Here is a 23,042-nt window from a genome sequence, read left to right as displayed (position 1 = left end):
GCACTCCGTGCTCCGCTCGAGCGTCGGCGGGCGTCCGGATCGGGCCCCTGCGTCGGGTCGTCAGCCGGTGACCGGCCAGACGTAGTCGAGCCCGGGCAGGGTGTCCGGGAAGAGCGGCGCGTAGTGCTCCGGGTCCTTCTCCACCAGCTTCGAGCGGTGCGAGAGGTGCACGTCGTCGCGGCCGAACCAGGGCGGCAGCTCGATCTCGCCGGCCCGGTAGCGCGCGGCGTCCTCGGGGTCGAGCGCCAGGGCCGCCTCGGTCTTCTCGAGGCAGGTGTCGGTGTAGCCGCGGTCGGTCCAGGCGGCGCAGGTCTCGCGCTGGTAGGCCATCACCGCCGGCCGGTAGCCGCGCCACATCCGCACGGCGGGGTGGTGCTGCCAGCCGTAGCCGGGCACGGTGAGCGCGCGCATGATCTGCAGCGTCTCGATCCGCTGCTTCCCGAGCCGCTTGCTGTCGAGGGCGCGGGCGCTCGCGCGGAGATCAGGGACGGGGAGGAACGTCTGCACCCGCCCCATTCAAGACGACGCGGATGCTCCCCGGCTGTGTCCGCCCGGACGCCGCCCGGCCACCGGCCCGTCACGCCGATGTCGCCTGCGCGGCGTACCGTGCGGCGCATGACCGGTCTCCCTCTTCTCGCCACCGACGACGTCCAGCTGCGCTGGGCGCGCCCCGAGGTGCTCGACTCCGCCCGGCACCGGATGCTCCGGCTGCTCACCCTCGCCGAGCGCCTGCGCTACGAGGCCACCGGCCGCCGTGAGGCGCGCGACGGCTTCCTCCTCGGCCGGGTGCTCGTCCGCGAGCTCGCCGCCGAGACGCTCGGGATCGATCCGCTCGACGTCCGCGTCGACGCGCGCTGCGAGCAGTGCGGCGGGCCGCACGGCCGCCCGGTGCTCGGCGGCGACCACCCGGCGCTCGAGCGGATGCGGATCAGCATCGCCCACTGCGACGGCGCCGTCGTCGCCGCGCTGGCCACCGGTCGCGGGATCGGCATCGCCGCCGCCCGGACCCGTGCGGTGCGCGAGCGGATCGCGTCCGGGAGCGCGAGCGCGGAGCAGGTGCTGCAGGAGCTGCGGACCCGGGCCGTGACCAAGGCCGACGGCCGCGGATCCTCGAGCGGGGACGCGGTGCTCTTCCGCACCCGCGAGGGCGCGACGGAGGCGTGGATCGAGGGCGCGGAGGGCTACCTCGCGGTCTCGGAGCCGGTGGTGCACTCGGCGCTCGTCGTCACGGTCGCGGTCGCGCAGGACTGAGGGCACGACCGCCCTGCGGGGTGCAGGACGCGGCGCGCGGGACCCGCGCGGGCCTCACTCGAAGAGCGAGAGGGTGAGCGTCGAACGGTAGGCGCCCGCGGCGACGGTCGGCTCGGTGGCGAGGATCAGGTCCGCGGTCGCGGACCAGGATCCGGCCTGCGCGGGGGAGTCGTCGTCGGCGCCGACGAGCACCGCGTCGCGCACGCCCGAGCCGCCGTCGAGGACACCGGAGACGCGGGGGCCGGCGGAGACCGCGCCGCCGGAGCCGGCGAGCTCCGGGGTCCAGCCGAGGTGCGCCGCGCCGATCGAGGCGCCGCTCGCTCCGGTGAAGTCGCTCGCGGTGCCGAGGACGTACCAGCCGGAGGCGGCCGGGCTCTGCGCGGGGTCGCGGGTGTCGGTGACCGTGACGGTGGGCAGGGCGCCGAGGAACCGCCGGCGCAGGGGGGTGGAGCCGGACTCGACGAGCGTGGCGGGCGAGTCGGCGACGGTCATCGAGAGGGCTCCGGGAGCGGTCGGCGGGTCGATGCTGACGCCCACGTCGACGCCGCCGGCGTCCTGCTGCTCGGGGAGGCGCTCGGGGTCCTGGGGCGCGGGAGTCGCGGTGGGGGTGGCGCCGTCGGAGGAGACGTCCGGGTCGTCGTCCTCCACCGGTGCGGCGGTGGCGGCGGTGCTCTCGGCCGGCGGGACCGTGCAGCAGGCGGTCGCCGCGTCCGTGTCGGAGTCGCGGCCGCTGCGCGTGGCGGACGACGGCCACGGCAGCGTCGTCGAGGAGGCGGTCGCCGTCGGGACGGGGACGGGCGCGGAGGTCGGCGTGCTCTCCGGTGCGTTGACCGCCTCCGGAGCGAGGGCCGCCGTGGCGAGGAGGACGCTCAGCGCGAGGGCGGCGGTGGGGACCGCGGTCGCGAGGACGGCGCGGGTGGTGCGGATCACTGAGGTTCCCGTTCTGCCGGCCGCGGCGGTGCGCCGACTCGAGATTCCTATCAGTGCGGGGACGGCGGGGGAGACCCCGCTTCCGGGTGCAGCCGGTGGGTGGGTCTCGATGCGCCGCGTGCCGCGGCTAATCGACCAGCATGGGTCCATGCTGATCGAGTAGCCCGCGGAGCGGGCGTACCGAGATCCACCACCGTCAGAACGCGAGTCTGCAGACCCGCCCTGTTGAGGGCGGTGGGTCTCGATACGCCCCTGCAGGGCTGCTCGACCAGCATGAGGGGCGCCGCTGCGCGGCTGCTCGACCAGCATGCGAGTGGGCTGCGGCTCAGCAGGCGAGGGCGGCAGTTCATGCTGATCGAGTAGCCCGCAGAGCGGGCGTATCGAGATCCACGCGCGTCAGCAGGACGAGTCTGCAGGCCTGCCTGTTAAGGGCGGTGGGTCTCGATACGCCGCTGCGCGGCTACTCGACCAGCATGGATGGGGCCGCTGCGCGGCTACTCGACCAGCATGGACGGGGCCGCTGCGCGGCTACTCGACCAGCATGCAAGCGGGCCGTCAGCAGGTGCGGGCCGGGTAGCTCACCTTCTGCTCGAGGGTGGACGGGCCGGACGTCGCGGTGACGGTGACCTCGCCGGACGGCATCGACGCCTGGCGGGTGGTCCAGCTGTGGCTGGCGTTCGCGCCCGCCGCGACGCTCGCGAAGGTCTTCTGCCCGTACGCCGACGAGACGGTGACGCCGATCGGCGCGGTCTCGCCGTTGGTCGCCGTCACCGACAGCACCGCCTTGCCGGCGATGCAGCGCGAGGACACGACGGCCGGGACCTTCAGAGCGGGAGCGGCCGCCTCGGGCACGACGATCTCGGTGATCTTCAAGTACGAGTTCGGCGTCGAGAAGCTGAGCTTCAGCCCCGTGGCGTCGACCGCGGTGAAGGGGATCGTCGTCAGCGCGCCGTTCGCCGCCGGAGCGACGTTCTGCGCGGACGTCGGGCGCCAGACGCCGTCGGTGCCGCGGTACGCGATGCTCACCGAGGCGAGCGTGCCCTCGGTGTTCGTGAACGACAGCCCGGCGACGCGGTGCGCCTCCGTGGTGGTCAGCGTGAAGTCCGCACTGCCGGCGAACGCCTGGTCGGTCCAGGTCGACCACGCCGTCGCGACGCTCCCGTCGCAGGCGTTGCCGGCGGGCAGGGTCGCCCACTTCGTCTGGCTGAACGACGCCGAGACGGCGGCGCCCTTCACGCGGCAGACGTTCACGGGCGGCGCGGTGCCCCAGATCTGCACCTCGGCGATCGACTGCCAGGTGTTCGCGGCGCTCGTCAGGTGCAGGCGGAGGCCGGTGGTGTCCGGCAGCGAGGACAGGTCGAGGGCGACCGTCGGCGCGGCGTCGGTCGCGGCCTGCGAGAGGGTCGCGGCGACGGTGCTCGTGGTCCAGGCGCCGTTCACCTGGTACTCGACCTCGATGCGCGAGGGCCAGGTGGCCGTCGCGCCGTCCTTGAAGGCGTGCACCGTCACCGAGTCGAGGTTCTGCGGGCTGCTCCAGGAGAAGGCGAGCCGGCTGTCGCGGGGATAGCCGGTGCCGGTCCAGTCGTCCCAGCCCTTCGCCTTCACGTTCCCGTCGATCAGCGTCGGCGCGAGGTCCGCGCGGCTCGAGACCGTCAGCGAGGCGCCGGGCGCGAGGTTCGCGATCCCGGGCTCCGCGACCTCGATCGTGCGGGTGAAGCTGCGGCCGCGCGCGAACTCGGAGTCGGCGGCGAGCGTGCCCGTCACCGTCAGCGTGCCGAGGAGTGCGGGGCCGGTCGGCGCCCAGGTGACCGCGACGTCGCGGGTGGCGGTGTCGGTCTTCACCGAGACCGTCGCGGGCAGGACGGCGGCGACGTCGGCGTTCCGGCGCACCGCATCGGGGAGGCGGTCGTCGACGACCGACCAGGTGCCGGCTCCGACGCCCTTGTCGTCCCAGTAGGACTCGTTCCAGCCCGCGGCCCAGCGCGCCGGGTCCTCGACGGCGGGGTTGCGCATCTCGAGGCGGCCGTTCTCGCCGATGGTCATCGGCAGCCAGACGTAGTTCGAGTTGGACTCGCCGTCGGCCCAGCGGTCGCCCATGTAGACGTACTTGCCGGGCGCGAGGGTGAGCACGTTGGTCGACTGCGAGCCGAAGGTGGTCTTCCGGGTGTCGCCGACGGAGAGGAGTCCGTCGCCGCCCTCGGGGATCGCGTTGTAGGCGACGTTCTCGTTGACGTCGCCCTTCTCCACTCCGCGGATCCACGAGCCGAGGATCGAGTCGGCCGTGTAGTAGGTCTGCGGGTTGGGGGCCCAGCCGGTCGCTCCGGACGCGATCGTGTAGTACTTCCCGCCGTTCGCGAAGATCGCCGGCGCCTCGAGGTGGCCGCACTCCTTCACGATCTGGAAGTCGGTGCCGCGGATCGGCGCTCCGGCCTTCCCGTCGGCGAAGACGTAGGGATACGTGCCGTCGGCCGAGTACTGGCCGGCGTCGAGGGTGTCCGTCGTGGTCGTGCGCTCGACGTTCGTGTAGTCCGCGTCGAGCTTCGCGATGTAGAGGGAGTAGTTCTCCTCGGAGGAGTAGGAGATGTACGCGGTGCCGTCCTCGTCCTGGAAGACGGTCATGTCGCGCGCCTGGCCGGGGACCGCGGAGGTGGTGCAGGCCTGGTAGTTCGAGCGGTTGTAGAGCCGGTAGACGCCCTGCATCGTGAAGGGGCCGGTCGGGCTGTCGGAGGTCGCGACTCCCGCCATCGACCGCGCGTAGGTGCTGCCGCCGGGGGTGATCCGGCCGTCGGAGTGCCACCACATGACCCACTTGCCGGTCTTCTCGTTGAAGAGCACCTTGGGCCGCTCGAAGATCGCGGTGTTCGGCGAGGACTGGGTGGTGTCCAGGTGGTAGTCGAGCTCGGCGATGCGGTCGGCGCGCGGCCGGCCGGCGTCGTCGACGGTGTCGTAGAGGGCGTCGAAGTAGGGGGATTTCAGGTCGTCGGGAGTGGCGACGCTGCGCAGCGCGACTCCCTTGTTCTCCCAGTTGTGGCCGTCGGTCGAGCGGTAGACGGCGACGCCGGGGCTGCTCCAGTAGCCCTTGGTGCGGTCCTCGCCGTACCAGTACTGCACCTCCTCGCCGTTCTCCTGCGCGGTGACGATCTGGCCGCCGTGCGCCTGGATGTGGCGCCCGTCGGTGTCGTACCAGGAGGGCTGGAAGTAGTCGGCGGCGGCGCGGCCCGGGTCCTGGATCGCGGGGTAGTCGGTGTAGACGGGCGGCGGACTCGTCCGCGGGACGCCGTCGTTCGGGTCGGTGACCACTCCGGAGGGGGCGGCCGCCGCGGGCGACACTCCCGCTCCGAGGAGGACCGCCGCGAGGAGGGCCGCCACTCCCGCCGCCACGGATCGCTGTCGAGGACTCATGCTGTGCTCCTTTGCACGCCGGACCGATGTTCACGCAAACACCGCTTCTCGACCGTACATGGCGACGTCAACATTAAGCGAGGGGTCGGCGCTGCTCCGCTGGTGGCCGTGGGTCTCGATACGCCGCTGCGGGGTTGCTCGACCAGCATGCGCGTGTGTCCCGAGGTCCGCCGACCAAGCGGCGGGGACTTCATGCTGATCGAGTAGCCCGCGGAGCGGGCGTATCGAGATCCACCACCGTCAGGGGTCGGGTCTGCAGGCCGGGGCTGCTGAGCGCGGCGGGTCCCGATACGCCCCGGCGGGGCTACTCGGCCAGCAGGGAGCGCGGGGCGCGCAGCTGCGCGAGCGGGCCGTCGTGCAGGGGCTCCGTCTCCCAGTGCGCCGCGAAGGTGCCGGCGGTGGGGTCGAGCACGAGGTGCAGGCGGTGCGGCGTCTCGAGGAAGAGCACGTCGACCAGGAGGGCCCCGCCCTCGCCGGCGCCGGCGCTCGCCGCGAACGCGTCCGTGACGGTCCACTCGCCGGAGCCGGGGGCCAGCAGCAACCGCTCCTCGCCCTCGATCAGCGCGAGGGTCCAGCCGGCCGTGTCGCCCGCGATCTCCAGCGCGGTCAGCGAGCGGATCGCCGATCCGGCCGCAGGCGAGAAGCGCCCGGGCTCGGGAGCCGTGGGCAGCGCGGGGAGCGGCGCGAGCCCGAGCGAGCCGAGGCGCTCGAGCAGTCGCGCGTCGGCCTCAGCGGTCGAGCCGAGGCCGACCGCGGGCAGCAGGTGCTCCCAGACCGCGGCGAGGAGTGCGCCGGTGTCGGTGCTCTGCCCGGTGATCGCGACGACGAGGTCGTGCTCGGGCAGGATCAGGCTGAACTGCCCGTAGGCGCCGTCGGCCCGGTAGCCGTGCAGCGAGCGCCAGAACTGGAAGCCGTAGCCCTGCTCCCAGTCGGGGGAGTCGGCCGGGGGAGTGGCGACGTGGGCGGTCGACGCCTCGGCGACCCACTCCGGCGAGAGGATCGCCGCGTCACCCCAGCGCCCGTCCTGGAGGTAGAGCTGACCGAGCGCGGCGGCCGCCTCCGTCGTGGTGTGCAGCCCGCTGAAGCCGATCTCGCGGTCGGAGGCGTCGCGGATCCAGGCGACCACGCCTATCCCCAGCGGGTCGAGCAGCCGCGGGCGGAGGTACTCGGTCAGCGGCAGACCGCTCACCCGCTGGACGATCGCGGCGGCGGCGAAGGTGCAGGGCTGGTTGTAGGCGAAGACGCTGCCCGGCTCCTGCTCCGGCGGCAGCAGCAGGAAGCCGCGCACCATGTCGACGGGATCGAGCTCTCGCGCCCGGTCGATGGTCTCGGCGGAGTGGCCGCTGGCCATCGCGAGGACGTCGCGGACGCGGATCGCCCGTGACCGCGGATCCGTGATCTCGGCCTCCAGCTCCGGGAAGAAGGAGAGGACGGTCGCGTCGAGATCGACGAGGCCCTCGCCCACCGCGAGGCCGACCGCCGCGGCGGTGAAGCTCTTGCTGAGCGAGTAGAGCAGGTGCAGCCGCTCGGCCGAGTACGGCGCCCACCAGCCCTCGGCGATCACGGCGCCGGCGTGCACGACCATCAGGCCGTGCAGCTCGACGCCGGGAGCGGCCTCGATCGCGTCGAGCAGATCGAGGACGCCACCGGCATCGAGGGCGTGGGCGGAGGGGGAGCTTCTCGGCAGTGAGGGCGTCATCCTCCGATGCTACGGCGGGCATCGACCGAGAATTCAGCTGCGCCAGTTCGCCGCGTCAAGCGATGTTTCGCGCCAAAAACCTTGAGTGGTTGCTTTGAGGACCATACGAGTATTCAATACCCGCAGGGCTGGTACGAGAAAGCCTCGGCCCACTCAGGCCGTCGAGGACGTCTTCCCCGATGGTCGACCCGTGTATGACCAGGAAGAGAGAGAAGTGTGACTGAACTGAAGATCGCCAGGCGGCGGAGCTTGTCGAAAATATGGACGGCGGTAGGCGCCTCTTTGCTAGCGATCGCGGGAGGGCTGGCGCTCAATGCGTCTCAGGCCGAAGCCGCGGGAGGTTCCGTGACCGTGACGCTCTACTACAACACTGAGACGAGCCAGTACGACTACAAGTGCGTCGGCACCGGCTTCCATCCCGTCAGGACGCGAACGTGGACATGTCGGCTCGAATCAGCTGACGGGGTGGAGCAGGAGTCTCACAGCGACACCTTCAAAGACACGTACTTCCGGACACGGCTGTTCGACTTCAAGCGAACCAACACGGTGATGTGCGTCGTCGGAACTGCGACCGGCGGCGCTTCTGATCGCAAGTGCAATTAGCGATGACTGCAGGGAAGTGGCAGTGCCATCGGGGTTTCATCCTCGGCGCGGCCGCTCTAGCTCTCCTGACGGGGTGCCTTCCGAGCCACGTCGCGGACATCGATGCAGACGTCTTCGGTTCGACCTGCGGTGCAGGCTCGCACGCTCTCACACGGACATTCGATGCTGGTTCGCAGTGGTCCCTCTGCTGGGCGGACGAGCCGATGGTCGGGCTGACGCTCTCGCGTGTCGAATTCACCGCTCCGGACGCGGATCGCCACACCGTCCTCGCCGAGGCGGCGTTAGCGCAGATCCACGTACCCTATGACGACGGAGAGCACGGCCAACTGGACATGCCCGCCTTCGGATCCCACACGGTGGATCTCCGCCCTTCAGACTGCCCGGATGGTGAGATCGAGAGCAACGGTCGACCGCTTCTCTGCGCGACGCTGATTCGAGACAATCTGCGGTACGCATGGTCCGACGATAGCTTCGACTCCGGGAATCATTCGCAGCCCGGGCAGTGTCTCGACCTTTTTACGATGACGCCGGTGGACTGGTACACCTACGTGAATCGCTGGACGCTCTGTGACGACGGCTCGATGCGTCCAAGCGTCGGAGCGGGCGGCAGACTCGCCCCGTCCTTCCTCGGCGACGATACGAACTCGGTTCCACTCGGTGAGGGTGTTAAGGACAAGCGTCTCGCCCACTTCCACAACATCTTCTGGCGCGTGCAATTCGATCTCGGTTCCCCGACTTCCCTGCGGCTGGACGAAATCAGCTATTCAATGCAAGGGTCGAAGGTAACGACGACCGCTTCGCCGATACGCGTCGAAACGGCGACGCGAAGCAGTCTGAGGCACTCCTGGCGGTTGACCAACGAGAAGGTCCTCAACTCTGATGCTCATGCGGTCGGATACGACATCGATCTGCAGAACAGGGACTCGTACCAGAGTGTCCCGGGAGCTGAATACGCGGAGCACGACCTGATCGTGACCCAGAATCGCCCGTGCGAGCTGCTGGCAGCGGGCAACACCACGCCGCACTGTGGCCGTTCTCTCATCGACTATGTGAATGAGGAGCAACTGACCGAGCCGATACTCTGGCTTCAAAGCAGCTTTCATCATCTTCCCCGCGATGAGGATCAGCCTGTCATGAACGAGCATTGGCAGGGATTGAGCTTCACTCCACGCGGATTGTCAGCGGAGAACCCGCTGACATCGGAAGGTCACGAAGCGTCGGACTCTCTCGCTTCGTCACCCGACCAGACGGGGTGATGGTTGCCGAGCTCGTCCGTTTCATGGAGGACGTAGAGCATCCGGTGGAAGAGATCCTCGAGCGCTTGACGGATGTCCATGTCGGCCGGATCTGTGACTTCCGTTCCGCCGAGGAGTCCACTGTCTCGTAGCGAGATCCTGATTCTGCCGACCGCGTGACTGTCGACGATCTCTGCCAACAGGAGCGAATGGAGAGTGTTGACGAGTCCGCGCAGTGCGAGGAGATCCTGACGGGAAAGGTTGCGGCTGCTCATGGAGTGCATTGTGCCACCTCTTGTGTATGGGTGTATCGTGGCGCGTCCCGTCTGCGTGCCGGGGACGGCAAGTGCCCAGCTCCTTCGTCGGATTCCTGCTCGCCTCGAAACCGTGATGCGAGGTGGCGAGCGCCTCTTCCTTCTTCGTATAGCGACGCCGGGTGGCTGAGCTCGAACGGGAAGAGGCTGAGCCCGAGCAGGCAAGGTCGGCCCCTGGTCAGCCGGACTGAGTGGGGAACGGCCCGAGATCGAGCAGGAAGCGAAGGATCTCGCCGGCCGGGGCGCGGACGGCGGGGCCGGAGCCGAGCGACCAGGAGGCGTCGGTCGGCACGAGCGAGCTGCCGCGGGCCGCCGCGCGGATGGCGAGCGGGGCGCGGAGGGAGCGGTCCAGCGCGACGGCGCCGGACACGCGCTCGGGGAGCACGGTCTCGGGGGCGAGGGCGAGCTCGACCCGGACCGCTTCGACCAGCTCGGCGACGCCGGTGGGGCCGCGGCCGGCGCGGCGGGCGGTGGCGAGGGCGGTGAGCGCCGCCGGCAGCGCTGCCGGGGCGGGAGGATCGGCGGCCTCGCGAGCGCCGAGGCGGGAGGCGAGCCGCTGCGTCGTGCTGCTGGAGAGCCGCACGACGAGGGCGCCGAGAAGAGGGGTGGAGACGGCACTGGCCGCCCCGCCCTCCGCGAAGGAGGGGGAGGCGGCCAGGACGGCGAGCCGGTCGAGCCGGTCCGCGACGAGCGGGCGCCAGTCGTTGCTGACCCCCGACTCGTCGACCGAGGCTCCGGAGCTGAGCGGCAGGAACCGCGACCAGTCGGCCACGACCGGAGCGGCTAGCGTCCGCCGGAGCGGCGCTTGTTGTAGACGTCGAAGGCGACCGCGAGCAGGAGCACGAGGCCCTTGACCGCCTGCTGCCACTCGATGCCGATGCCCATGATCGACATGCCGTTGTTCAGGACGCCGATGATCAGACCACCGAGGATCGCGCCGCCGATGGTGCCGACGCCGCCCTGGACGGCCGCGCCGCCGATGAACGCGGCCGAGATGGCCTCGAGCTCGAAGCCGTCGCCGGCCTTCGGGCCCGCCAGGTTGAGGCGGGCGGTGAAGACGAGGCCGGCCAGCGCCGCGAGGACGCCCATGTTGACGAACAGCCAGAAGGTGACGTTGCGCGTCTTGATGCCCGAGAGCTCCGCGGCGTGCAGGTTGCCGCCGATGGCGTAGACGTGGCGGCCGAAGACCGAGCGGTTCATCACGACGCCGTAGACGAGGACGAGGACGGCCAGGACGATCAGGGTCACCGGGATGCCCTTGAACGACGAGAGCGCGAAGGCGAACGCGGCGACGACGACGGCGATGAGGACGAGCTTGGTGACGAACCAGGCGCCGGGCTCGACACCCTGGTTGTACTTCTGGCGGCCGCGGCGGGTGCGCACCGACTGGACGGTGAACGCGACGATCGCGAGCGCGCCGACACCGAGCGACAGCGGGTCGAGACCGGTGGTCTCGCCGAACAGGTCGGTGAGGAAGCCGTTGCCCAGGGCGCGGTACTCGATCGGGAAGGAGCCGATGTTCGCGTTGCCGAGGACGACGAGCGCCAGGCCGCGGAAGATCAGCATGCCCGCCAGGGTCACGATGAACGCGGGTATCCCCACGAACGCGATCCAGAAGCCCTGCCAGGCGCCCACCAGAGCACCGATGAGCAGCGAGAGCACGATCGAGACGAACCACGGCAGGCCCATGTTGACGGCGAAGACACCGGACATGGCGCCGACGAATGCGGCGATCGAGCCGACCGAGAGGTCGATGTGCCCGGCCACGATGACCATCACCATGCCGATGGCGAGGATGAGGATGTAGCCGTTCTGGACGATCAGGTTCGAGATGTTCTGCGGACGCAGGAGGATCCCGTTGGTCATGATCTGGAACAGCAGCACCACCACGATCAGGGCGATGAAGATGCCGTTCTTGCCCAGGTCGCCCAGCACGTGGCTGAGGCGCTTGGTGAACGCGTTCTCGGTGGGGTTCACCTGCGCTCCCGCCGCCGTCGGCGGGGTGTTCTGCAGATCGGTCATCGTTGCTTCTCCTGGGTCATGAGGGTGAGGACGGCCTCGGGCGTGGCCTCGGCGATGGGCAGCTCGCCCGTGATGCGGCCCTCCGACAGCGCGTAGACGCGGTCGCAGATGCCGAGCAGCTCGGGCAGCTCGGAGGAGATGACGATGATCCCCTTTCCCTCCGCCGCGAGCTTGTTGATGATGGTGTAGATCTCGTACTTCGCACCCACGTCGATGCCGCGGGTGGGCTCGTCGAGGATCAGGACGTCCGGGTCGGAGTAGATCCACTTCGACAGGACGACCTTCTGCTGGTTGCCGCCGGAGAGCTTCCCGGTCTTGGCGAGCACGGTCGGCGACTTGATGTTCATGCTGCCGCGGTACTCGTTGGCGACCTCGAACTCGCGGTTGTCGTCGACGAGTCCGGCGCTGGACACCTTGGGCAGCGACGCGAGCGAGATGTTCCGCTTGATGTCGTCGATCAGGTTGAGGCCGTAGTGCTTGCGGTCCTCAGTCGCGTAGGCGAGGCCGTGGGCGATCGCCTCCGACACGTTGCGCATCCTGATCTCCTTGCCGGCCTTGAAGACCTGGCCGGAGATGCGGCTGCCGTAGGAGCGGCCGAAGAGGCTCATCGCGAACTCGGTGCGGCCGGCGCCCATCAGGCCCGCGATGCCGACGATCTCGCCGCGGTGCACGGTGAGGTTCACCTTGTCGACCATGACGCGGGTCGGGTCCTGCGGGTGGTGCGCGGTCCAGTCGACGACGCGGAGGATCTCCTCGCCGATGTGCGGCGTGTGGTCCGGGTAGCGGTGGTCGAGGTCGCGGCCGACCATGTCCTTGATGATCCGGTCCTCGGTCACGTCGTCGTGCGCGATCGTCTCGATCGTCTTGCCGTCCCGGATGACCGTGACGGTGTCGGCGATCTTCTTGATCTCGTTGAGCTTGTGGCTGATGATCAGCGAGGTGATGCCCTGCTCCTTGAGGTGCAGGATCAGGTCGAGCAGGTGGTCGGAGTCCTCGTCGTTGAGCGCCGCGGTGGGCTCGTCGAGGATGAGCAGCTTGACCCGCTTGGAGAGCGCCTTGGCGATCTCGACGAGCTGCTGCTTGCCGACTCCGATGTCCTGGATCTTGGTGGTGGGGTTCTCCTTCAGGCCGACCCGGGCGAGCAGCGAGGCCGCCTCCTGGTTGGTCTTGTTCCAGTCGATCAGACCGGCGAAGCCGCGGACCTCGTTGCCGAGGAAGATGTTCTCCGCGATGGAGAGGTAGGGGCTGAGGGCCAGCTCCTGGTGGATGATGACGATGCCCTTCGCCTCCGAGTCGCGGATGCTGGCGAACTGCATCACCTCGTCCTCGAAGACGATGTCGCCCTCGTACGTGCCGTGCGGGTACACGCCCGACAGCACCTTCATCAGCGTCGACTTGCCGGCGCCGTTCTCTCCGCAGATCGCGTGGACTTCGCCGCGCTCGGCGTTCAGCGTGACGTCCTGGAGCGCCTTCACGCCCGGGAACGTCTTGGTGATGCCGCGCATCTCGAGGATGTTCGTGGTCACGCGTGCCTCCCTTCCTTCGTAGTGGGGGAGGGCGCCCGATGGGCGCCCTCCCGGGGTAGTGCTGTGCGAGTGGAGGTCGGGCTTAGCCGTTGACCTCGGCGTCGGTGTAGTAGCCGCCGTCGACGAGGACCGACTGGATCTGGTCCTTGGTGACGATGACCGGCTCGAGCAGGAAGGACGGGACGACCTTCTCGCCGTTGTCGTAGGTCTCGGTGTCGTTGACCTCGGGCTCGGTGCCCTCGAGGACGGCCTGGGCCATGGAGACGGCCTCCTTGGCGAGCTCGCGGGTGTCCTTGTAGATGGTCGCGTACTGCTCACCCGAGATGATCGCCTTGACCGAGTCGAGCTCGGCGTCCTGACCGGTGATGATCGGGAAGTCGGTGCCCACGGTGTAGCCGGCATCCGTCAGCGCGGAGATGATGCCGCGGCTGAGGCCGTCGTAGGGCGAGAGGACGCCCTGGATCTTCGAGCCGTCGGAGTACGTCTTGGTGATGATGTCCTCCATGCGGCTCTGGGCGACCTCGGGGTCCCAGCGCAGCGTGGCGACGGTGTTGAACTCGGTCTCGCCCGACTTCACGACGAGGGTGCCCGCGTCGATGAAGGGCTCGAGGGTGTCCATCGCGCCGTTGAAGAAGAACGTGGCGTTGTTGTCGTCGGGGCTGCCGGCGAAGAGCTCGATGTTGAAGGGGCCGGCCGGGGCGCTCGCCGCGGCGGTGCCCTCGAGGTCGGTCAGGCCGAGGCCCGCGAGGAGCGAGGTGGCCTGCTGGACGCCGACCTTGTAGTTGTCGAACGTGGCGTAGTAGTCCACGTTCTCGGAGTCGCGGATGAGGCGGTCGTAGGCGATGACGGGGATGTCGTTCGCCGCGGCCTCCTCGAGGACGCTGGTGAGGGTGGTGCCGTCGATCGAGGCGACGATCAGGGCCTTGGCGCCCTTGGTGATCATGTTCTCGAGCTGCGAGACCTGGGTGGGGATGTCGTCCTCGGCGTACTGCAGGTCGACCTGGTAGCCGGCGTCCTCGAGCTGCGACTTGACGTTGTTGCCGTCGGCGATCCAGCGCTCGGAGGACTTGGTCGGCATCGCGACGCCGACGAGGCCGCCGTCGCCCGAGCCGGAGCCCGAGTCGCCGGAGCCGCTCGAGCAGGCGGCGAGGGAGAGGATCATCGCGCCACCGGCGATGCCGGCGATGAGAGCGCGCTTCATTGTGGTCACTGTGATTCCTTCGTCATTGAATGCAGCGGGTGCTGGGCTGCCGCGGGGTGCCAGCGGCGGCGGGACGCTCATGTGAGCGATCACATGGAGTGATGCTAGACCCGCTGGCGGCAATCGTGCCACCACGGATGTCTCGACTCGATAACGGCGCGGATCATCGGTGCGCCGCGCGCGCGGCGCTCGCGAGCGACCGGGGAACGGCGGTGGAGCCGCGGACCATCAGCTGCGGGTCGATCGGCGGGGACGCCTCGGGGCGCTCGCCCTCGATCAGGCTCAGCAGCGTGGCCACGCAGCGGCGGCCGAGCTCGGCGAAGTCCTGCCGCACGCTCGTCAGCGGCGGCCAGTAGTAGGCGGCCTCGGGGATGTCGTCGAAGCCGATGACGCTGACGTCCTCGGGGACGCGGATCCCGCGCTCGTGGAACGCGCTCATCACGCCCAGCGCCATCTGGTCGTTGGCGGCGAAGACCGCGGTGACGTCGAGGAGGCGGCTGAGCTCGAGGCCGACGTGGTGGCCGCGCTCGGCGCTCCAGTCGCCGAGGATCGGCGGGCGCAGCGGCAGGTTCCGGTCGCCGAGCTCCACGAGGTAGCCGCGCATCCTGGCCTCGGCCTCGATCCAGTCCTGCGGCCCGGAGAGGTGCACGATCTCGGTGTGGCCGAGCTCGATCAGGTGCGCGGTCGCCATCCGCGCGCCGGCCATCTGGTCGACGTAGAGCGCGTCGCCGCGCTCGGCGTCGGTGGTCTGCAGGGTGACGTTCGGGATCCGCAGCGCGACGCCGGAGAGGATGTCGAAGACGCGGATCTGCGGGGCGATGACCACCAGACCCTCGACCGCCTGGTTGAGCAGGTGCCGGATCCCGGCCTGAATGGAGTCGCCGTCGGTGCCGTCGACGTTGGCCGTGACGACGAGGTAGCCGGCGTCGCGGGCGGCGACTTCGATGGCCTGGATGCTCGACGCGGGGCCGAACTGCAGGCTCTGCGAGGAGAGCACGCCGATGGTGCGGGTGCGGCTGGTGACCAGCGCGCGGGCGGCGAGGTTGGGGCGGTAGTCGAGCTCGGCCATCACGCCGAGCACGCGCTTCTTGGTCTCGGCGCGCAGGCTCGGGTGGTCGTTGAGCACCCGGGAGACGGTCTGGTGCGACACTCCGGCGGCCCGGGCGACGTCGTAGATGCTCGGGGCCCGCGGCGCGGGCTTGTCTTCCGGCATCGGGCACCGTGGCTTCCTGTGATCGGGCGGCGCTTCGTCGCAGGGACGCGGGTGCCGCTGCGATGCGGGGCCCGCCCGTCCGCGGGCGCGTGTGAGCACACCTTACGTCTCCCGCGGGGCGGAACCCCTCTCAGGGGGACGCGGAGGCGGGCGGAGGTTCGGCTCGCGGGACGGGGTCGGGCTCGCGGGATTGTGCGGTTTCGGCGTGCCGGGGGTGGTTCCGCGTGCCGGAGGTGGGTGGGGCGGAGGTTCGGCTCGTGGGTCGTTCTGCGGCGCGGGTCCGGGGCGGGCGGCTCCTGTAGACTCCGGCTCGCCGAACGCCGTCCGGCTCGCGGGATCAGCGGGTTCCGGCGTGCCGGAGGTGTTTCCGCGTGCCGGAGGTGGGGCGTCGGAGGTTCGGCTCGCGGAACGGCGTCCGGCTCGCGGGATCGCGCGGTTCCTGCGTGCCGGAGGTGCTTCCGCGTGCCGGAGGTGCTTCCGCGTGCCGGAGGTGGGGCGTCGGAGCTTTGGCTCGTGGAACAACCTCGGGCTCGTCGTTTCGGGAGCTTTTCGCGTGCCGGAGACGGTTCCGCGTGCCGGAGGTGGGCGGGGGAGCGGCGGTGGGCGGGAGGGTAGGCGCTCGACGGCGGGATGGCCAGCACCTCGCCAGCGGAGCGGTGGTGGACCGACGATGAAGGAGCAGGCGAGACGCGCACCGGCGCACGACCGGCGCGACGGCCCGCCCGATCCGCACCGCTCCGCGTCACCGCGGGCACCGACGAGAGGACGACCGATGGGCTTCTGGGGACAGGACGACGACGACCCGCACGGCAGGCCGCGCCCGGTCGACGAGCCGCTGGGCGAGCTGGAGCTCGTGCACGAGTTCACCGAGGGGCCGATGCCGACGGGTGTGAGCGTGTCGCACACGGGCCGGATCTTCGTGAACTTCCCGAAGTGGGGCGACGAGGTGCCGGCGACGGTCGTCGAGCTGCGTGACGGCGTCGCGGTGCCGTTCCCGGACGAGGCGTGGAACTCGCCCGACGGGGACGACGACGCGGAGGCGCTGGTCTCGGTGCAGAGCATCGTGGTCGATCCGGCCGACCGGCTGTGGATCCTGGACACGGGCAGCCCGCTGTTCCAGCCGACGAAGCGCGGCGGCCCGAAGCTCGTCTGCGTCGACCTGGCGACGGACACGGTCGAGAAGGTGATCGTCCTCGAGCCGGACGTCGCGCTGCCGACGACCTACCTGAACGACATCCGCTTCGATCTGCGGCGCGGGATCGCCTACATCACCGACTCCGCCGATTCGGGGCCGAACGGGATCATCGTCGTGGACCTCGAGTCCGGCACCGCCTGGCGCCGCCTGCACGAGCACCCCAGCACCAAGGCGCTGACGCCGCCCGAGCTCGTGCCGATGGCCGAGGGTCGGGTGCTGATGAAGCGGCCGGCCGACGGCGACCCCGAGCCCGTGACGATGGGCGCGGACGGCATCGCGATCTCGGCCGACGGCGAGCGGCTCTGGTACTGCCCGCTCGCCTCACGGCGCTGGTACAGCGTGGCGACCGACGCGCTCGTCGACCGCGGCGTCTCCGACGAGGACGTCGCCGCGACGGTCGTCGACGAGGGCGACAAGGGCGGCGGGGCGGACGGACTCGAGACCGACGACCGGGGGCGGTACTACGCGACGAGCTACGAGAACAACGCGATCGTGCGCCGCCGCACCGACGGCACCCTCGAGACCCTCGTGCACGACGAGCGCCTGCTCTGGCCCGACACGATGTCGCTCGCGACCGACGGGCACCTCTACGTCACCGCCAACCAGCTGCACCGGCAGGCCGACTACCAGGGCGGGACGGACCTGCGGACGTACCCGTACTCGCTGTTCCGCCTCGCGGTCGACGCGGGGCCGGTGCTGCTGCGCTGAGCGGCGATGCGTGCCGGTCGCGGACAGGACCATGCCGGTCGCGCGCCGAACCATGCCGGTCGCGCGCCGAACCATGCTGGTCGAGTAGCCGTCCGCGGGACGGCGTATCGAGACCTCGCGTCCGCAGAACGGCGGATCTCGATACGCCCGCTGCGCGGGCTACTCGATCAGCATGAGACGCGGGCTACTCGATCAGCAGGAGGTGCGGGCTACTCGATCAGCAGGAGGCGGGCTTCTCAATGGAAGTGCCGCCTTTCATGCTGGTCGAGTAGCCCCGAAGGGGCGTATCGAGACCCCGCGTCTCCAGAAGGGTGGATCTCGATACGCCCGCTGCGCGGGCTACTCGATCAGCATGGGTGGGCCGCTGCGCGGGGTACTCGATCAGCATGGCCGGCCCGCTGCGCGGGCTGCTCGATCAGCATGAGCCGTCAGGCGACGCCGGCCGCGCGGCGCACGAGCTCGGCGACGGTCGCGCGGGTCGCGTCGTCGGCCGCGGTGAGCGCGTAGGCCGTCGGCCAGATCGTGCCGTCGTCGAGCTGCGCGCCGTCCTGGAAGCCGAGGGTCGAGTAGCGGGTGCCGAACTTGGCGCCCGGCTGGAAGAAGACGATCGCCTTGCCGTCGGCGCGCGCGTAGGCGGGGAAGCCGTACCAGGTCTTCGGCAGCAGCTCGGGGGCCTCGGCGGCCACGACCTCGTGCAGCATCTGCGCGATCGGACGCTCGACGTCCGTCATCGCCGCGATCGCCGCCTCCGCGTCGGCCTTCTCCGCGGCGGTCTTGTCGGCGCTCTTCTGGCGCTTCGCCTCCTCGCGCAGCTCGGCGGCGCGCTGCTTCATCGCGGCGCGCTCCTCTTTCGTGAAGCCGTCAGCCATGGGAGTCTCCTTCGCGCGGGCCCGGGCGGTCCGTCGGGGCTCATCGTCGCAGTCGGGGGCGATCGCGGCAACGGCGGAGGCGGCCGTCCGCCCAGCAGCCGTGTCGGCGGCCGCCGGTAGCGTGGACGGATGCGCCTCCTCCTGATCCGCCACGGCCAGACCCCCTCCAACGTCGACGGCATCCTCGACACCCGCATCCCCGGCCCCGGGCTCACCGAGCTCGGCCGCAGCCAGGCCGCGGCCCTGCCGACGACGCTCGCCGACGAGCCGATCGGCGCGCTCTTCGTCTCGACGATGAAGCGCACCCATGAGACGGCCGCGCCCCTGGCCGCCGCACTCGGGCTCGAACCGGTCGAGCGCGCGGGCATCCGCGAGATCGCGGCCGCGGGCCTGGAGATGCGCGGCGACGAGGCCGCGGTCGAGGAGTACATGGGCACGGTCTTCCGCTGGGCGGGTGGCGAGACCTCGCTGCGGCTGGCGGGCGGCGAGACCGGTGACGAGTTCGCCGCCCGCTACGACGCGGTGGTGGCGGAGGCGGAGGCGACCGGACACGACGTCGTCGCGCTCGTCAGCCACGGCGCCGCCATCCGCTGCTGGGCCGGGATGCGCTCGCTCGACCTCGACGCGGACTTCATCGCCGACCATCTGCTCGACAACACCGGCGTCGTGATCCTCGAGGGCTCGGGCTCGGAGTGGTCGCTCGTCTCCTGGGAGGGCGAGCCGATCAGCGGCGTCGGCGTCACGGCCCCGTCCGGGCCGGCGGGCGAGACGACGGACTGACGGCACCCATGCTGGTCGAGTAGCCGGCCGCAGGGCGGCGTATCGAGACCCGCCGTCTGCAGGTGGGTGGATCTCGATCCGCCCGCTGCGCGGGCTACTCGATCAGCATGAGAGGTCCGCTGCGCGGGCTGCTCGATCAGCATGCGCGGTCCGCTTGCCGTACATGCTGGTCGAGTAGCCCCGCAGGGGCGTATCGAGACCCGCCGTCATCAGCAGGGCGGGTCTGCAGACTCAGGTTCTGACGGTGGGTGGATCTCGATACGCCCGCTTCGCGGGCTACTCGATCAGCATGGGTCGTCCGCTTCGCGGGCTACTCGATCAGCATGAGGGGTCCGCTGCGCGGGCTGCTCGATCAGCATGAGGGGTCTGCTGCGCGGGCTGCTCGATCAGCATGAGGGGTCTGCTGCGCGGGCTGCTCGATCAGCATGAGAGGTCCGCTGCGCTGGCCGCTCGAACATCCGGGCGCAAGCGGGCATCCGAGGGTAACGATCGGGCAACGGTGTGGAAACCGGCCCTGACCAGCACGGACGTCACCGCATAGCCCGGCTCTGCGTCGTTGCAGAGTGCCTGATGCGAGGCCCGCCGTTTGTCCGGACGGACACCCGCGGCTACCGTGGACGGCGGTCCTCGAGACCCCGATGAATCGGTCCGCGCTCGTGCGGCGTCCTCCCCGACGTGCCGCGAGCGTACGGTCAACGGGTGCGCGAGGCGGCCCCGTGGCCGCCTCCCGGACGAACCGGAATCGCCTCCGCGCCCCCTCCGCTCACCGCGGCGGGACGCCCGCGGAGGCTGGAGAGACGGCGTCCCCCGCACCCGACCCGGCACCACGAGATGAGAGTGCAGGGATGCGTCCCTGCGCGCCGACGGAGTGCACGTGCAGCAGAATCAGCAGGACATCAGCGAGCCCGGGAACGGAGCCGCCACCGCCACCCTGGAGCGGGCCACAGCGACCCTCGAGCGGGAGGGCCCGGCCCTCGAGGCGAGGAACCTCTTCAAGGTCTTCGGCCGCCGGCCCGACGAGGTCGTGCGGCGGCTGCGCGAGGGTGCCGACCGCGCCGACCTCGCGGGCCAGGGCACCGCGGCCGTGATCGACTCCTCCTTCGAGGTGCGCCGCGGCGAGATCTTCGTCGTGATGGGGCTGTCCGGCTCCGGCAAGTCGACGCTCATCCGCATGCTCAACGGCCTGCAGGAGCCGACCGCGGGCGAGGTGCTGATCGAGGGCACCACGATCACCGGCGTCTCCGACAAGGAGCTCCGCCGCGTGCGCCGCTCCTCGATCTCGATGGTCTTCCAGCACTTCGCGCTGCTGCCGCACCGCACCGTGCTCGACAACGTGGCCTACCCGCTCGAGATCCAGGGCGTGCCGGCCGCCGAGCGCCGCGAGCGCGCGCTGCTCGCGGTCGAGCGGGCCGGCCTCGCCGGCTGGCACGAGAAGATGCCCGACGAGCTCTCCGGCGGCATGCGCCAGCGGGTCGGACTCGCCCGGGCGCTCGCCGCCGACACCGACATCGTGCTGATGGACGAGGCGTTCTCGGCGCTCGATCCGCTCATCCGCCGCGAGATGCAGGAGCAGCTGATCGAGCTGCAGCACGAGCTCGGCAAGACCATCGTCTTCATCACCCACGACCTCAACGAGGCCATGCTCCTCGGCGACCGGATCGCGGTCATGCGCGACGGCCGGATCGTCCAGATCGGCACCCCGGAGGAGATCCTCACCGACCCGGCGAACGACTACGTCGCGCAGTTCGTGCAGGACGTCGACCGCGCCCGCGTGCTCACCGCGTCCGCCGTGATGGAGCCGGCGCGCTCCGTGGTGACGCTCGCTGCCGGTCCCCGCGCCGCCCTGCGCACCATGCGCGACCAGCAGACCGCGGCGGCCTTCGTCGTCGGCGCCGGTCGCCGGCTGCTCGGCACCGTCCGCGACCGCGACGTGATCGAGCAGGTCCGCGCCGGCACCACCGACCTCTCGCTCGTCGTCACCGAGGCCGTCGTCAGCGTCGGCCCCGACACCGCGCTCAGCGAGATCATCGAGCCGGCCGTCGAGTCGGCGCTGCCGGTGGCCGTCGTCGACGAGGCGGGGCGGCTCCTCGGCGCGATCCCACGCGTGACGCTGCTCGCGGCCCTCGGCAATCTCGGCCCGCAGACCGGCGGCCTGCCGCTCGTCGAGCCGCCGGCCACGCTCCCGACCGAGCTGGTCACCGCGACCCTGCACGCGACCGGCGGCCCCGTCGACGACGCCGTGCTCGCGAGCGAGGGGGGCGTGCGATGAACCCGGACCTCCGCCTCCCGCTCGGCGCTGTCGCCGAGAACGTCGTCGACCTGCTGACGCAGACCTTCCAGCCGGTCTTCGACCTGCTCCGCACGGTCTTCGGCGCCGCCTACACCGGCGTCGACTTCGTGCTGGCGACCCCGCCGTTCTGGGTCGTCATCGCCCTGATCGCGGTGCTCGCCTACGCCGCGCGCGGCTGGGTCTTCGGGCTCGGCTCCGCGGTCGGGCTCCTGCTGATCGCGAGCGTCGACCAGTGGGACAACGCGATGGACTCGCTCGCCCTGGTGCTCGTCGCCTCCGCCGTCGCGATCGCGCTAAGCGTGCCGCTCGGGATCCTCGCGGCCCGCAACCGGACCGCTTCGATGATCCTGCGCCCGGTCCTCGACTTCATGCAGACCATGCCGGCGTTCGTGTATCTCATTCCGGCGCTGATCCTCTTCCGCGTCGGCGTCGTGCCCGGCATCGTCGCGACGATCGTCTTCGCGATGGCCCCGGGCGTCCGGCTGACCGAGCTGGGCGTCCGCGGTGTCGACTCCGAGCTGGTCGAGGCGGGCGAGTCGTTCGGCTCGTCGAAGTGGCGCATCCTCCGGCAGATCCAGCTGCCGCTCGCGCTGCCGTCGATCCTGGCCGGCCTCAACCAGGTCATCATGCTGTCGCTCTCGATGGTCGTCATCGCGGGCATGGTCGGCGCGGGCGGTCTCGGCGGGGACGTCGTGGCCAGCATCGGCCGGATCGACGTGGCGCTCGGCTTCGAAGCGGGCATCGCGGTGGTGATCCTGGCGATCATCCTCGACCGGATGACGAGCGCCCTCGGCGCCCCGTCGCCGGCCCGCGTCGCCCGGGCGAGCAGCCGCAAGGCCGTCGTCGCGACCCGCACGGCCATCGCCGCGGTGTCGGTCGGCGTCGTCGCGTCGCTCGGCGCGTCGGCCGTCGCCGGCCCGGCGACCACCGCGTCCGTCGACAACGGCGACCGCACCGACGTCACCCTCGCCGTCTTCCAGGGCTGGGACGAGGGCATCGCCGCATCGCGGCTCTGGGGCGCGGTGCTCGAGGAGGAAGGCTACGACGTGACGCTGCAGAGCATCGACGTGGCGCCCGGCTTTTCGGGCCTCGCCAGCGGCGACTACGACCTGGCGCTGGACATCTGGCTGCCGATCACCCACGGCGACTACCTCGACGAGTACGGCGACCGCATCGTCGACCTCGGCGCCTGGAACGACGACGCGAAGCTCACCATCGCGGTGAACGAGGACGCGCCGATCGACACCCTCGAGGAGCTCGCGGCGAACCCCGAGGTCGTCGGGAACCGCCTGGTCGGCATCGAGCCCGGCTCGGGGCTCAACGGGATCACGACCGATGCGGTCATCCCCGGCTACGGCCTGGAGGGCATGGAGTACCTCACCTCGTCCACGCCCGCGATGCTGCAGGAGCTCTCCAGCGCGACGGCGGCCGGCGAGAACATCGCGGTGACGCTGTGGCGCCCGCACTGGGCCTACGACGCGTTCCCGGTGAAGGACCTCGAGGACCCGAAGGGACTGCTCGGCGAGGCCGAGGGGATCCACGCCTTCGGCTCCGCGTCGTTCGACAGCGAGTTCCCGACGCTGAGCAGCTGGCTGCGCGACTTCCGCATGGACTCGGACACGCTGTACTCGCTCGAGAACGCGCTGTTCAACGAGGGCGCCGACGACCAGGACGCGGCCCTCGAGTCGTGGCTGGCGGAGAACCGGGAGTACGTCGACGGGCTGACGAGCTGACGGCGGGATCTCGATACGGGCGCTGCGCGCCCTGCTCGATCAGCATGATGCGGCTGTGCCGTCTGCGTGAG

General features: G+C 70.6%; 18 protein-coding genes. 7 read left to right on the top strand and 11 right to left on the bottom strand.

Translation table 11 applies throughout. From position 1 onward, the window contains the following. Positions 1-60: 60 nt before the first annotated feature. Positions 61-516, bottom strand: coding sequence for an MSMEG_6728 family protein (locus C1I64_RS11765; RefSeq protein WP_244209459.1), 456 nt, complete (start codon positions 514-516; stop codon positions 61-63). A gap of 99 nt (positions 517-615) precedes the next feature. Between C1I64_RS11765 and C1I64_RS11760 the strand changes: the two genes are divergently transcribed. Next, on the top strand, positions 616-1,251 hold the full coding sequence (locus C1I64_RS11760) for a 4'-phosphopantetheinyl transferase family protein (protein ID WP_127887333.1): 636 nt from the start codon (positions 616-618) through the stop codon (positions 1,249-1,251). Positions 1,252-1,305: 54 nt separating this feature from the next. Here the strand turns inward: C1I64_RS11760 and C1I64_RS11755 are convergent, their stop codons facing one another. The 3 genes from C1I64_RS11755 to C1I64_RS11745 all read right to left on the bottom strand — a co-directional run bounded on the left by C1I64_RS11755 (position 1,306) and on the right by C1I64_RS11745 (position 7,282). Then, a complete protein-coding gene (locus C1I64_RS11755; RefSeq protein WP_127887332.1) occupies positions 1,306-2,181 on the bottom strand; it encodes a hypothetical protein in 876 nt (291 codons plus the stop codon). A gap of 555 nt (positions 2,182-2,736) precedes the next feature. Beyond that, the gene (locus C1I64_RS11750) at positions 2,737-5,583 is read right to left on the bottom strand and encodes a glycoside hydrolase family 43 protein (protein WP_127887331.1); all 2,847 of its coding nucleotides are present in this window, start codon (positions 5,581-5,583) and stop codon (positions 2,737-2,739) included. A gap of 304 nt (positions 5,584-5,887) precedes the next feature. Then, entirely contained in the window at positions 5,888-7,282 is a 1,395-nt protein-coding gene (locus tag C1I64_RS11745) for a serine hydrolase domain-containing protein (RefSeq protein WP_127887330.1), read from the bottom strand. 216 nt (positions 7,283-7,498) lie between these two features. Between C1I64_RS11745 and C1I64_RS11740 the strand changes: the two genes are divergently transcribed. Both C1I64_RS11740 and C1I64_RS11735 read left to right on the top strand, forming a co-directional pair. Further along, a complete protein-coding gene (locus C1I64_RS11740) occupies positions 7,499-7,885 on the top strand; it encodes a hypothetical protein (protein ID WP_127887329.1) in 387 nt (128 codons plus the stop codon). Positions 7,886-8,088: 203 nt separating this feature from the next. Next, positions 8,089-9,141 (top strand): copper amine oxidase, encoded by a 1,053-nt coding sequence (locus C1I64_RS11735; protein ID WP_164874528.1) that lies wholly within the window; start codon positions 8,089-8,091, stop codon positions 9,139-9,141. Here C1I64_RS11735 and C1I64_RS11730 read toward each other — a convergent pair. The 6 genes from C1I64_RS11730 to C1I64_RS11705 all read right to left on the bottom strand — a co-directional run bounded on the left by C1I64_RS11730 (position 9,093) and on the right by C1I64_RS11705 (position 15,396). Then, positions 9,093-9,395 carry a hypothetical protein gene (locus tag C1I64_RS11730; RefSeq protein ID WP_127887327.1) on the bottom strand — a complete coding sequence of 101 codons (303 nt, stop codon included), beginning with the start codon at positions 9,393-9,395 and terminating at the stop codon, positions 9,093-9,095. The two genes, C1I64_RS11735 and C1I64_RS11730, sit on opposite strands and share 49 nt — an antisense overlap. 217 nt (positions 9,396-9,612) lie before the next feature. Continuing rightward, positions 9,613-10,206: a hypothetical protein gene (locus tag C1I64_RS11725; protein ID WP_127887326.1), complete on the bottom strand. Its 594-nt coding sequence runs from the start codon at positions 10,204-10,206 to the stop codon at positions 9,613-9,615. An 11-nt stretch (positions 10,207-10,217) separates the two neighbouring features. Then, entirely contained in the window at positions 10,218-11,456 is a 1,239-nt protein-coding gene (gene mmsB / locus C1I64_RS11720; protein ID WP_123447756.1) for a multiple monosaccharide ABC transporter permease, read from the bottom strand. Further along, positions 11,453-12,982 (bottom strand): multiple monosaccharide ABC transporter ATP-binding protein, encoded by a 1,530-nt coding sequence (gene mmsA, locus C1I64_RS11715; protein WP_123447755.1) that lies wholly within the window; start codon positions 12,980-12,982, stop codon positions 11,453-11,455. The genes mmsB and mmsA overlap by 4 nt, the downstream gene beginning before the upstream one ends. A gap of 82 nt (positions 12,983-13,064) precedes the next feature. Further along, positions 13,065-14,183 (bottom strand): multiple monosaccharide ABC transporter substrate-binding protein, encoded by a 1,119-nt coding sequence (gene chvE / locus C1I64_RS11710; protein ID WP_123447754.1) that lies wholly within the window; start codon positions 14,181-14,183, stop codon positions 13,065-13,067. A gap of 163 nt (positions 14,184-14,346) precedes the next feature. Continuing rightward, the gene (locus tag C1I64_RS11705; protein WP_127887325.1) at positions 14,347-15,396 is read right to left on the bottom strand and encodes a LacI family DNA-binding transcriptional regulator; all 1,050 of its coding nucleotides are present in this window, start codon (positions 15,394-15,396) and stop codon (positions 14,347-14,349) included. Positions 15,397-16,168: 772 nt separating this feature from the next. Here C1I64_RS11705 and C1I64_RS11700 point away from each other — a divergent pair. After that, complete coding sequence (locus C1I64_RS11700) at positions 16,169-17,299, top strand: L-dopachrome tautomerase-related protein (protein ID WP_127887324.1); 1,131 nt, start codon at positions 16,169-16,171, stop codon at positions 17,297-17,299. Positions 17,300-17,727: 428 nt separating this feature from the next. Here the strand turns inward: C1I64_RS11700 and C1I64_RS11695 are convergent, their stop codons facing one another. After that, on the bottom strand, positions 17,728-18,168 hold the full coding sequence (locus C1I64_RS11695) for a hypothetical protein (RefSeq protein WP_123447751.1): 441 nt from the start codon (positions 18,166-18,168) through the stop codon (positions 17,728-17,730). A 129-nt stretch (positions 18,169-18,297) separates the two neighbouring features. Here C1I64_RS11695 and C1I64_RS11690 point away from each other — a divergent pair, with 129 nt between their 5' ends. The 3 genes from C1I64_RS11690 to C1I64_RS11680 all read left to right on the top strand — a co-directional run bounded on the left by C1I64_RS11690 (position 18,298) and on the right by C1I64_RS11680 (position 22,971). Further along, the gene (locus C1I64_RS11690; protein WP_127887323.1) at positions 18,298-18,948 is read left to right on the top strand and encodes a histidine phosphatase family protein; all 651 of its coding nucleotides are present in this window, start codon (positions 18,298-18,300) and stop codon (positions 18,946-18,948) included. Between the two features lie 931 nt (positions 18,949-19,879). Continuing rightward, positions 19,880-21,217: a quaternary amine ABC transporter ATP-binding protein gene (locus C1I64_RS11685; RefSeq protein ID WP_164874619.1), complete on the top strand. Its 1,338-nt coding sequence runs from the start codon at positions 19,880-19,882 to the stop codon at positions 21,215-21,217. Beyond that, positions 21,214-22,971 (top strand): ABC transporter permease/substrate binding protein, encoded by a 1,758-nt coding sequence (locus tag C1I64_RS11680; RefSeq protein WP_127887322.1) that lies wholly within the window; start codon positions 21,214-21,216, stop codon positions 22,969-22,971. The genes C1I64_RS11685 and C1I64_RS11680 overlap by 4 nt, the downstream gene beginning before the upstream one ends. Positions 22,972-23,042: the final 71 nt, after the last annotated feature.

Source organism: Rathayibacter festucae DSM 15932, from assembly GCF_004011135.1.
In the GTDB taxonomy this organism is placed as follows: Bacteria; Actinomycetota; Actinomycetes; order Actinomycetales; family Microbacteriaceae; genus Rathayibacter; species Rathayibacter festucae.
The sequence above is the reverse complement of the archived record's forward strand: the minus strand, read 5'-3'. Positions and strand labels throughout refer to the sequence as shown.

Coding starts and splice junctions, on each gene's coding strand:
- C1I64_RS11690 (WP_127887323.1), top strand. CDS start 18,298: ATGCGCCTCCTCCTGATCCGCCACGGCCAGACCCCCTCCAACGTCGAC.
- C1I64_RS11730 (WP_127887327.1), bottom strand. CDS start 9,395: ATGAGCAGCCGCAACCTTTCCCGTCAGGATCTCCTCGCACTGCGCGGA.
- C1I64_RS11680 (WP_127887322.1), top strand. CDS start 21,214: ATGAACCCGGACCTCCGCCTCCCGCTCGGCGCTGTCGCCGAGAACGTC.
- C1I64_RS11735 (WP_164874528.1), top strand. CDS start 8,089: ATGGTCGGGCTGACGCTCTCGCGTGTCGAATTCACCGCTCCGGACGCG.
- mmsB (WP_123447756.1), bottom strand. CDS start 11,456: ATGACCGATCTGCAGAACACCCCGCCGACGGCGGCGGGAGCGCAGGTG.
- C1I64_RS11745 (WP_127887330.1), bottom strand. CDS start 7,282: ATGACGCCCTCACTGCCGAGAAGCTCCCCCTCCGCCCACGCCCTCGAT.
- C1I64_RS11695 (WP_123447751.1), bottom strand. CDS start 18,168: ATGGCTGACGGCTTCACGAAAGAGGAGCGCGCCGCGATGAAGCAGCGC.
- C1I64_RS11760 (WP_127887333.1), top strand. CDS start 616: ATGACCGGTCTCCCTCTTCTCGCCACCGACGACGTCCAGCTGCGCTGG.
- chvE (WP_123447754.1), bottom strand. CDS start 14,183: ATGAAGCGCGCTCTCATCGCCGGCATCGCCGGTGGCGCGATGATCCTC.
- C1I64_RS11705 (WP_127887325.1), bottom strand. CDS start 15,396: ATGCCGGAAGACAAGCCCGCGCCGCGGGCCCCGAGCATCTACGACGTC.
- C1I64_RS11750 (WP_127887331.1), bottom strand. CDS start 5,583: ATGAGTCCTCGACAGCGATCCGTGGCGGCGGGAGTGGCGGCCCTCCTC.
- C1I64_RS11700 (WP_127887324.1), top strand. CDS start 16,169: ATGGGCTTCTGGGGACAGGACGACGACGACCCGCACGGCAGGCCGCGC.
- C1I64_RS11765 (WP_244209459.1), bottom strand. CDS start 516: ATGGGGCGGGTGCAGACGTTCCTCCCCGTCCCTGATCTCCGCGCGAGC.